Below are 11,777 nucleotides of genomic sequence, written 5' to 3' on the forward strand. Positions count from 1 at the left end.
TGCTATCATTGGGTATCAGACTCATGACGTAATACTGCTGCTACCGTCAAAAATGAACCAAACACCAAAATAAGGTCGTCTTTGTTCGCGCTATCGAGCGCTTTTTGATAGGCCAGATTTAGCGCACTGAAACATTTTGCCTGTGACTTTAACGGCTCATCAATATTTTGCAATAGTATTTGCGATGAAGCACCGCGCGGCCCTTCGGTATCACCCAAATACCAATAACCCGGTACGCCCGATAATTCAGCTAGCGTAGCGGCAATAGACTTATCTTTAAGCATACCCACAACAACATGCAGCTGGTTGAACTTTTGGGTATTAAGCCAGCTTAACATAGCTCTGACTGCCTGTGGGTTGTGGCCTACATCCACCACCACTCTGGGGGTATTTTTGACGGTTTGTAAGCGGCCCGCCATTGTGGTCGAGTCAATCAGCTGCGCTACCTGCCGGCCATCAGGCAGCCAGTCAAGATGCTGCAATACGGCCAGCGCAGTAGCCACATTTTGCTTAGGAATATTCGGTTCGGGAAGGTGAGTAAACTGATTATCTGCGCTTTGCCAGCTCCACGATTGGGTGCTGGTAAACTGATAGTCCTGCTGCGCCCATCGCGCATCCACATTCAGGCGCTTTACTTCTTCAAGTAGCGATGACGGCGGAGACAGGTCACCAATGACTGCTTTTTTATGCGCGCGCATAATGCCCGCTTTTTCACGGGCAATGGCCTCGCGGGTGTCACCCAACCAGTCTTGATGGTCTAAATCGATGGTGGTTATAACAGCTAAATCTGCACTGATAATATTGGTGGCATCTAATCTGCCGCCTAAACCTACTTCAAGAATCAGTACATCAACGTTGTGCTGTTGCATCAGCAAAAGCGCAGCCAGAGTACTGAATTCAAAATAGGTAAGTGAAATGTCTTCGCGAATTTGCTCAATACGTCTGAAAGCCTGACAAAAGTCGTCTTCAGAGGCCATATCGCCGTTAATTCTGACTCGTTCGGCATAACTGAGCAGATGCGGCGAGCTATACACCCCGGTTGTTTTATGTTGCTGCAAACAAGCAAGCTCAAGAAAACGACAAGTGGTGCCCTTTCCATTTGTTCCTGCCACGGTAATAACGGTTTTGTCGCTGAATGACAAACCCAGATTATTCGCCACGGCCTGAACCCGGTTCAGGCCCAGGTCTATCGTGGTAGGATGAATAGATTCTAGATAAGTAAGCCAGTGCGCCAAATTGCCCTGAAGGCCTGGCGCACTATGATGGATGCGAGTATTCACTTAGTCTGTTCGGTGTAACTTAACTAATAGACCGTATAACTTGTCGCGCATGTTACGACGATCAACAATCATATCAATAGCGCCTTTTTCTATTAAAAATTCGCTGCGTTGAAAGCCCTCCGGAAGCGTTTCACGTACGGTTTGCTCTATAACCCTCGGACCGGCGAAACCAATCAATGCTTTAGGTTCGGCAACGTTAATGTCACCCAACATAGCCAAACTGGCTGACACGCCGCCCATGGTCGGATCGGTTAATACCGAAATGTACGGAAGATGCTTTTCTCGCATTTTTGCCAGGGCCGCGGAGGTTTTCGCCATTTGCATTAAAGACATCAGTGCCTCTTGCATCCGCGCGCCACCACTGGCAGAAAAACATACCAACGGCAGGTTATGTTCAAGACAAACATTTACCGCAGCAACAAACCGGGCACCTACTACCGATGCCATTGAACCGCCCATAAAAGCAAATTCAAAACTTACCGCGACAATCGGCTTGCCTTTTAGCTTGCCTTTCATGGCAATAAGGGCGTCTTTTTCATTTGTGCTTTTTTGCGCAGCTGAAATACGGTCTTTGTAACGTTTGGAGTCTTTAAACTTCAGTATATCCTGAGGTTCAAACTGACTACCAATCTCTTCCCGGTCATTTTTATCCAGAAAAGTTTCTAAACGGCGGCGTCCACTGATTCGCATGTGGTGATCGCACTTTGGACAAACCTCTAGCTGCTTTTCTAAATCGCTTTTATACAATACAGCCTGACAATTGCCACATTTTGTCCAGATTCCTTCTGGTACATTGCCTTTGGTTGAGGTTTGTGTGCGCGGAAGAATTTTTTGAATCCAGCTCATTAAAGAGAATCCTTTTGCTCGTTGTTGTGCGGAGGCTTAATTTGTGTTTATTGGTGCACCGCAAAGTTTCAATACAGCCCGCTATTAGACCACAATACAGTTTGAACGGAAAAACAAAACTGGTCTTAGAAGTTCACCCTACCACGACTGCTTAGTTTTCTGGTAAAAATAATGGCCCTAACGGACGTGTAGGCAACGCAAATTTGTCAGGGTAGATAACATCGACCAAATACAGACCATGAGGCTTAGCCGTTGCGGCGGCCTGAGTTCTGTCTTTTGAATCCAGTAACGTGCCGATCCAGCTTACCGGTTTTTCCTGGGCACCAATTGTAATCAATGAGCCTACGATATTTCTGACCATATGGTGCAAAAATGCATTCGCCTGAATATCCAAAATAACATACCGGCCCTGTCGGCTTACCTTCACGTGGGTCACATTACGGCAGGCTGAATGAGACTGGCAATGCGCGGCCCGAAAGGCGCTAAAATCGTGAATACCAACCAAAGCCTGGGCAGCTTCGTGCATTCGAGATTCGTCCAGCGGTTTATAAACGTGCGTAATGCCCTTGCCCAGTATGGCCGGGCGCAATGCTGCATTATACATAATGTAGCGATAACGCCGATGCGTAGCTGAAAAGCGAGCATGAAACTCGTCAGGTACTTCAGTCGCCCAATTTACCGCCACCGAGTCGGGAAGAGTTGTATTGGCACCCATTTCCCATGCTTTCAAAGGTCGGGCGTTAGGCGAGTCAAAGTGTACCACCTGGCCTGTGGCATGCACGCCGGCGTCGGTACGCCCTGCACATTGCACATGAATATTCGTATCAGCTATTTTTGAAAGCGCATTTTCAAGATGTTCCTGCACAGTTTTAACACCTAGCTGGCGCTGCCAGCCGCATAACGTTGTGCCATCGTACTCTATTCCTAAGGCATATCGCCTCATGTTGCATTACCCATTGCGTGAAAAAAACGGGCTAAGTGTAGACTCACAGCAATACAGATGCAACGAGTCTACACCGAGTCGCCAGGCTATGGCTCAGCGGTGAACACCACATCATCAATCCAGGCCGAGTCTTCACCGGTATTTACCGATCCGTCTTTTCGGTATTCCCATCGAATAGTATGCTGACCTTGAAGCAGATTAATTTCTATATTTTGCCACTGCGACGCCCTGAATCTATCAAAATAAACGTCATCAACAAATACCGCGACATCGTCACAGCACGCTTCAGAGTCAACTTTCAGGTTGAATGACAAGCTACCCGCTGAAGTCAACAAGGTGATTTCTGTAGTGCTACTCTGATTGTGAAAAATCTGTCCTGATTTAAACGACGCGTTTCCAGAAACCGAGGCAGTATCGCTTATTCGCCAGCTGGCATCCGAGTCCACTGTTTTAGAGAACTTTTTCGCGTCAATGCTGTTTTCAAAATCAATTTCAAGAAACAGTAAAGGTTCGGGAATAGCGGTATCTGAGTTAGGATCGGTGTCGTAAATAAACAGTTCCGCGTTATCAGAAAAGCCGTCCTGATCAGAATCAGCATCGACAGGGCTGGTCAGGTAGATTGAAATCTCCTCACTGTCACTCAGATGGTCGTTGTCAGTATCTACTGATAAAGGATCGGTGCTATGGATATGAAATTCATCACCGTCACTTAACGTATCGCCGTCAGTATCCACAACATCGGGGCGGGTCTTTTGGGCAAACTCATCAACGTTAATAAGACCGTCTGAATCTGAATCATCCTGAGCATCAGCGGCATTGGTCGCATCTAATCCGTAACGGTTTTCCCACCAGTCGTCTATTGTATCGCCATCGGTGTCCTTACCCAGGCTGTATCCGGTTAGCGTGGAATTGTTAAAATGTAATAGCATGTCATCGGCGGTGAGTATGATCTTACTTGTACTACCAATTTCAACATCAATTTCAAATATCGCTTCAGAGGTTAGCAAATCATAAGCAATTATTTTATCGGAAAAATTAAGTACGATAGTATCCTGAGTCACAATAAGATCGCCGCTCCAACTCCACACGTCGGTGTCTGGGACCTGTATTACTAACTCACCGTTTACCTCGTTATAGATATTTAACTCATTTTGAACGAAGGTATAAACCAGACCGTGGCTGGCAAACAGAGAGTAATAGCCATCATTGCCAAACAAATCAGTGATTTTTGCACTGCGAAGATCTAACGACTTTACGCTACCGCCGGCTTGAATAAGCAGATTATCGTATGAGCCAGAATCGATTATATAGCTACTTTCAGGTAGGGTAAGGTCTGAGACTTCTGCGCCTGTCTGCCGGTCGAGTACTTTATAACCATCCCTAAGTTTCAGCACCACAAATGTATTGGTTAGCTTTAAGGGGCCCCAATGGCTGACGCTGAGCGTATATTGCCATAGTTTTTCACCTGCCAGAGAAAATGCAGCCAGTTTTGCGCTGGATTTAAGATAAATAACACTGTTATCTATCCTAAGTTGATACGACGTACCTACCACTAAATCTATTGTTTCAAGTAAAGTACCATCGGTAGTATCAAAGATGAAATACTCGCCCCCCCCGATAACCCCTACCCGTCCTTCAAAAGCAAAGATAGAGTGCTGGTTGTAGCTATCGGTAGATAGCGCTTTTGACCAGACCAACTCTCCTGTTGCAGTATCAAAAGCACTCACATAGTCATTGTCTGTGGAAAGGGCATATATCTGGCGTTCGTCGCCTGTTTGCTGAGGGCCTATCAACGTATTGTAATTAACCATAAACCGCTGCACAGGCATTTTGGTTCGCGAAACCTCAGTCAAACTAAACGCCCTTACGGTTTGAAAATCATATCGCCAAAAAGGGGCAACCGGTCGTTGTGTTATATCGTTTATAAGCGTATTGGTAAAATACTCGGTCACATTGTAAAACCCATCATTATCAAGGTCTGACGTACTGTCCGGTGTAAGCGGGTCGGTTGTAGCATTTACTTCAATGCCATCAGGAATTCGGTCAGCATCGGTATCAAAGTTCAGTGGGTCGGTTGCCAGAGCAAGTTCATCGCTATCACTTAGCTGATCAAAATCGGTGTCGGCTTGTAACGGATGCGTTCCAGCGGCAAATTCCTGTTCATTAGACAGCCCATCATTGTCGGAATCAGCGGTATTGTCAGCAACATTTATCTGAAGTCCTACTGCGACTTCGTAACTATCTGGCAGAGTATCGCCGTCGGTATCTTCGGTTAACGGATTAGATTGGTACAGTATGACTTCATCATAGTCAGACAACGAATCATTGTCGGTATCAACAAATAATGGTGAAGTAAACGTGACAAAAATTTCTTCGCTATCGGACAGACCGTCACCATCGGTATCAGGCAGCAACGGCGAGGTTTGATAAAGCGAAATTTCATCGTTGTCGGCAACCCCGTCTGCATCGGTATCTGCGTCAATTGGGTTAGTGCCCGCTGCGTACTCCTGAAGGTTATTTAAGCCATCTGAATCTGTATCTAGCTGAGCATTGAGGGCATCGCTATCATCCAGACCATACAGGCTTTCCCACCAACCGGGCAGGCTATCGTTGTCGGAGTCTGAAACCTCAATAGGGACAAATTCAGGTTCGTTTTCTCTAAACAAAACCACAACAGCATCGTCCTGCATTTTTACCAGGCCAATCGCCGAGTCATATTCGCGGCTATACACAACCTCAATGCTATTGTTGTCAATGTACATTAGCTGTGAGGTCGTAGTTTCCAGCGTTACGACGGTGTTGCTAAACCCTAATGCTATATCGTGCGCGGGCACGGCTTTATCGTTAAAACTGTTGGTATCTAACGAGATGAGCGCCCCGTCAGACAGCCAGAATGAATCGTTAACCAGCGTGTTTGAAACATCCGCTGCACGATAATGATGATACTGTTCCGGTAGAACCACATTTTCGCTATCTAACAACAGGCCTGCCTGCTGGTCTAGTAACTGTCTGTTTAGTTTAAGTTCATAATTGTCCCACAATAAAGTTACGAGCATAGAGGAAGCGTCTAGATACCCTACTTTGGCATTGCCGTGTTCAGTATGTAAACGGTCCCGAATTATGCCGTCTTTGCCAATGCTATAACTCACCGATGTATTGTATTTATTATCAATACCAACAAGGTAATTTTCAGCCGGCAACAGCGTGTCTATACCAGCCTCCAGTACCGTAAGCACAGTGCTTATTTGCTCGCCCGGAGCTACTGAAACGATAGCACCAGAGCTATACCCAATATAAACTTTATCATGCTCAGTATGATAAATACCGGTAATAGCATTTGTGCCAGGACGAGCCAAATTAACCGGATTTAAATAGGTTTGCTCAGTAATATTGTAGCGATACAGCTTCTGACGGGTTTGACTTAGAATATAAATAATGTCGGAGTAGTCTGAAAAGACTATAGCGTTTGACACCTCATAGGCATCGGGTGATAAGCGACATTCCTGGCCCGTTATTGCACAGGCTGCATTGTCAGGGTATGAATCAACCATCAATAGGTTATTAGCACCGCTCCCAACATTCAAACGCTCGTCGGGATAACCATCGGCGTCTGAGTCTGTCGCTGCACTCGAATTATTTGGAAATGCATCTTGGGTATCAGGTACACCATCACCGTCGCTATCGTTGGTAATTGCCACCTCATGAAACACATAAGCTGATGCATCACGTGTCACCGCGACAATATTGTCACCTCTTTTAAACAGCGCCTGCGGACTATTCGGCAAAGGTACAGTTTGCTGCAAGGCAAGATTGGGGTCCAAACGAACAAATACCACATTGCCCGATTGTTCAGTCAATAAGTTCCAGCTCCCATCTGAGGTCGCTAGCGCATCGATAACAACATATTCTGAAGCCGCCAGCCAGGCGAGTGATTCAGCATTTAACAACGTACCGGACTCGGTAAGTAAACGGCTGTTTTTGGCATCTATCCAAAGTTTTTCGCTCTGACTTCCATCGATTTTGATGTTTTGGGGTGACAATTCAATAGTGAGCGCGGATTCATCCACCTGGTACTTAACAATACCGTCCAGTCTGAAATAATCAGAGATGTACAAACTCTTTAACTCAGAGTTGTAAGCCACAGTACCGGACCGTGAATGGTTTGCCAGCGAGTACGTTTCTCCCATATCTCCGTTACCGCGTAGTATGAAACCCCCTGCATAATTCAGATGTACCAATACGCTGTCGGTAAGACCTATCAACGAGTCTGCTCGCCCGTTTTCATCGCTGTAGACACGTTTAAAGGTATTTTTTTCTAGTATGCCTATATCGTCGTTATCATTAATAACCCAAATTTCGCCGTTCGCGGTTACCGTAATATCTTTAAAGTCGACACCCGCGAAACTTTGTACGATAAAGCCGGTTGCTTTATCTTGCACAACCACAATAGATGCCCCGGGCTCATAGTGATAATTACCTGCAAGATTTGCATAAACGATCCACGACTCAGTTTGTAATACCTCAACGGTGTGTTGGTTTGCTAATATGTTTACCCAGCAATTTACGCCATTACCGTCACTAAGCCGATGACACTGTGCGCTGCCCGGGTAGGCATCGGCGTTATCTCCAACACCGTCGCTATCAATATCATTAGATTCCGAATCGTCTAACGGAAAGACATCGTTAACGTCTGTAACTCCATCATTGTCATCATCATCGTCGGTACTATCGGGAATACCATCTTTGTCAAAGTCGACCCCTAATGGTGCAGGGATAAATACAAATTCGTCGGTGGTTAATAAAGACAAATCGATGCCGGAATCAAGACGCTGCTGCTCCTGCTGCAAAAGCTCTGCAGTTTGGCTAACCACAAAAGGATCGTCGGTATTAAGGTCACCATCTTGATCTGTGTTCGGAATAACTAAAGCAGGTACGGCCGCGCCCATCAGGTCATCTATTGAAAATCCGTTCACCTGTTCTGTTGCAGCCTGGTTGTTTAAAACCCCATCCGATAAATCTCTGGCGATAAGCTCTGATAACGTTTGTACCGATATTCCAGCTGATTGTGCTACTTCAAACAACAGTGCCGTAATGCCTTCGATAATCGTTCTGTGTTCAAGCAAAAGGGTTTTATCAATTTCATTGCTGGCTAACGCCCCCGTACTAAATGGGTCGTTCATATTAGTGGCGCCAAATGAAAAATACTGTAAAACGCTCTGAGCCAGAATATCGCGCATTACAATCGCATCTTCGATACGTGTTGCTCTGTGAGCCGTAGCCTGAGTTATGAGGTGGGTTAAAGGCGTAATCAAAACAGGTGTATTGACTTGTATCGCAGAACCAGAAACCAATGATTGTAGTGTAGAAAATACGGGAGCCTGACCGGTCGTAATATCGATGGTCTGTGGGGTGGCCGTTACCTCAATAAGATAAGCCAGTGCCGGTTCTTCTACGTTTAATGAAATATCAGAAAAGCGGCCATCGATATGCGTAGTAGTCGTTGCCAGCAATTCACCTTTCATCGAGGCAGATTCAAAGTTTACTGCATATATTGCTACCTCAGCATAGGCCAGTGGCCCTTTTACGGCCTCACCCGTTAAGGTATAAGTAGTTAAAGAAGGACCCTCAGGCGGGGTTTCTTTAGGCGGTGTCTCTTTTGGAGGCGTTTCTTTTGGGGGAGCCTCCGGGGGCGGAACTTCAGGCGTGGGCGAAACAGTCGGCGTGCTGTCGTCACCGCCGCCGCCACCACCACAGGCACTAAGAATTACAACGACACAAAATATTACCGGCCACAAAACATACGGCTTCATCTTCAAGTCCTTTTGGTACTACTTTTATTATTATCGTTCAGATAATAGCCGCACTTTATGCTTATAGAAAGATAATAATTTTCTAATTTGTTAATTTTTGTTACTGGCTTTACCTAAAACTTTGTGCTGTTTTACAAGGCTACATTTATGCGCAAAGTCCCTGGTTTTACGCTAGGCTGTTAATAAGCTGTAAAAGAGAAATACAATGGAAAAATCGACCTACCCTAAAACTATAGTACCTATTTTGTCAGGCGGCGGAACGCGGTTGCCCGCCCATATCGGCATATTACAGGCTCTGAACGACTTAAATATTTCATATTCGACTATTGTCGGAGTGTCAGGGGGATCGATTATCGCGGCGCTGGTCGCCAAAGGACACTGCCTGGCTTACCTCAAAGAATTAGCGCTAACCACTAACTTTCGTCAATTTACTGACTTTTCGTTATGGCGTTTGCTGAAACAGGGGGGCTTGTCGTCCGGAGATCGGCTTGAGCAATGGTTAGATGAGCAGCTTGAAGGACTGACTTTCGAAGAGTTAGCGTATAACCTGCATATTGTTGCGACCGACGTTAATGGCGGCGGACCAGTGATATTTAACCGGCAAAACACCCCTCAAGTCAAAGTGTCTCAGGCAGTACGTTCTTCTATGTCCATCCCATTAATTTTTGCCTTTAAAGAGTTTGGCGATCAACTTTTGGTAGATGGGGCTATTTTGTCAGAAGATGCGTTGTTCAGAGACTGGCAGGAAGATGGCACACCTTCAGTTTGTTTTCGGCTGCGCAGCGAACAAAAGAAAGAATCGCTTAAACACAAAGGTCGGTTTCCTCTTCCGCTGTATTTAACCATGCTGACCCGCACGTTTATGTCTGCGTTGTCTCGAGAATATGTCGCTTCACGGTTTTGGCATCGTACAATTATTATTAATACAGAGCACATATCAGCGGTAGATTTTAAAGCGTCTCAAAGTATAAAACTTAAACTTTACCAACTTGGCTACGACACAACCCTGGCGTTTATTCCCAAAAAGTTGGATACAGAAGACCCGTCTTTAATACCCGTGACCAAAGATAAAGTCGCTGGTAGCACTGGCTAAGCATGAAGCTAACTACGCTAAACCAGCAAGCAATTCGCCAGCTTCTTTTTGCTGTTCTTCACTGCCTTTTTTCGCTACCTCTTCTAATAATTCCTTCGCGGTAGGCATATCGTCCATTTCCATATATACACGGGCAAGATCAAGATTAGCGCTCTGGCCTGCGTCCTTATCTATGTCGATAATATCTGCATCGTCACTTATCCCACTATAATCTGAAAGGCTTACATCTAAATCTAAAGGCACTTCTTCAAAGTGCTTGCCATCGTCTTGTAAGCTATCGTCTAACAACGACTCTACGGTTAAAAAGTCGGCTTCAGTTGTTTTTTCATGCGTTTGTACCGGATCATTTAACAGCGCAGATAAATCCAGATCGGGGTGTTCCTGTTTAAAGCGTTGTTCAGCCTCATCACTGACTAGCGACGCCCCGGGCACTGCTGCGGGCTCTGAGCTGTCTTCGCCCATATTACCCAGTAAATCATCAAAGTCAGCACCTTCAAGTTCATCAAAAATATCTTTATCAGAACCTTTTGTATCAGATAACCAGTCATCAAGGCCGGGGACGTCTTCAAGCTCGTTAATATCGCCACGCCCTGGCCCAACAGAAGGCATTGCCCCATCCAGCTCTTGTTCTAACGCAAACTCAGGAGCATCATTAACGTCGTTAAGAATGCTGTCATCAAACTTGCTGTGATCGCTTTGATCGCTGTCGGTAAACGAAGGAATATTGTCCATCAACTGACGATCAAACTCAGTTAACGCCGAGTCCAGCGGATCTATCTGTACATCTGGTATTTTTTCTCGTTCTGATTCTGGTTCTGGTTCTGGTTCTGGTTCTGGAACAGGCTGTGGGCTCTGTGAAGACTCGTCATCCTGAGCATTGGATAATTCAGTGCTATCCTCCTCAAATTCTAATGACGGCTCACCTTCAAAATCTGTGTCGTTTTCATCTTCTAAGTCTAACTCGTCAAAAAGCTCATCAGCTGCATTTTCAGCCGATTCCAAGTCAGAGCTCAGGTCTGTCTCTGACATTTCAGACGGAGTAATTTCATCCTCGCGTTCAGGTTCGAAATTGTCAGACGGTAATGAAGGCTCAGGCGGCTCAACAATAGGACGCTCTGAGTCGGCTTCAAGTGAGAGTGCGTCATCATCTGACGATAATTCTTCGTCTGAATCAGTATTTTCCTGCCGTTCTGACTCCTCTGCCGTGTCTTCTTTTTGATCTGAATCATCATGCTCAGAAATTTCTTCAGCGGTTGATTCATGATCGGTAAACTCAGAACCTACTGACTCTTCAGAGGTATAGGCTTCAGGGTCAGTTGCTTCATCGCGATCAAACTCATTAAGACCATCTAACAGTGCTTCAACTTCTTCATCAGGCATTGCAGACAAATCTGAGGGCGGCGTATCCTCTTTACCTTCTGAGCTGACGTCCTCAGAGGGTGATGACGTCTCATTATTGGCTGACTCTGGCAATTCCGGCTCGACAGGCTTGTCACCGCTATCGGTATTCTCGACCTTCTCAACATCGCTCTCTGCATCAGCGTTCGAGGGCTCGACATCAGGAGCTAAATCGCTATCGCTTTGTGGTTCCGACTTGTCTTCGTCGTCATTTGCTTCGGGTACGCTGTCCAGCAAAGCATCAATGTCGTCAATATCAACATTGGCATCGCTATCAGCATCTTTCTCATTATTTTCGACATCGCTATCGGCATTCTCGACATCGCTATCGGCATTATCAACATCGCTCTGTGCATCAGCGTTCGAGGGTTCGACCTCAGAGGCTAAATCGTTATCGCTTGGTGATT

Annotated in this window: 6 protein-coding genes; 1 reads left to right on the top strand and 5 read right to left on the bottom strand. The window is 45.8% G+C overall.

The genetic code is table 11. From position 1 onward, the window contains the following. Positions 1–5: 5 nt before the first annotated feature. The 4 genes from folC to JK130_RS03910 all read right to left on the bottom strand — a co-directional run bounded on the left by folC (position 6) and on the right by JK130_RS03910 (position 8,879). Positions 6–1,280 (bottom strand): bifunctional tetrahydrofolate synthase/dihydrofolate synthase, encoded by a 1,275-nt coding sequence (folC, locus tag JK130_RS03895; protein WP_218352904.1) that lies wholly within the window; start codon positions 1,278–1,280, stop codon positions 6–8. Then, entirely contained in the window at positions 1,281–2,126 is an 846-nt protein-coding gene (gene accD, locus JK130_RS03900) for an acetyl-CoA carboxylase, carboxyltransferase subunit beta (RefSeq protein WP_218352905.1), read from the bottom strand. Between the two features lie 151 nt (positions 2,127–2,277). Beyond that, the gene (gene truA, locus JK130_RS03905; protein WP_218352906.1) at positions 2,278–3,069 is read right to left on the bottom strand and encodes a tRNA pseudouridine(38-40) synthase TruA; all 792 of its coding nucleotides are present in this window, start codon (positions 3,067–3,069) and stop codon (positions 2,278–2,280) included. 86 nt (positions 3,070–3,155) lie between these two features. After that, positions 3,156–8,879, bottom strand: a complete 5,724-nt coding sequence (locus tag JK130_RS03910) for an outer membrane protein assembly factor BamB family protein (protein ID WP_218352907.1) — start codon at positions 8,877–8,879, stop codon at positions 3,156–3,158. Positions 8,880–9,084: 205 nt separating this feature from the next. Here JK130_RS03910 and JK130_RS03915 point away from each other — a divergent pair, with 205 nt between their 5' ends. Then, on the top strand, positions 9,085–9,972 hold the full coding sequence (locus tag JK130_RS03915; protein ID WP_218352908.1) for a patatin-like phospholipase family protein: 888 nt from the start codon (positions 9,085–9,087) through the stop codon (positions 9,970–9,972). Positions 9,973–9,984: 12 nt separating this feature from the next. Here the strand turns inward: JK130_RS03915 and JK130_RS03920 are convergent. Then, positions 9,985–11,777 (bottom strand): FimV/HubP family polar landmark protein (locus JK130_RS03920; protein WP_281420596.1); only part of this gene is annotated, 1,793 nt, incomplete at its 5' end.

Source organism: Alteromonas lipotrueiana (assembly GCF_019249245.1).
In the GTDB taxonomy this organism is placed as follows: domain Bacteria; phylum Pseudomonadota; class Gammaproteobacteria; order Enterobacterales; family Alteromonadaceae; genus Alteromonas; species Alteromonas lipotrueiana.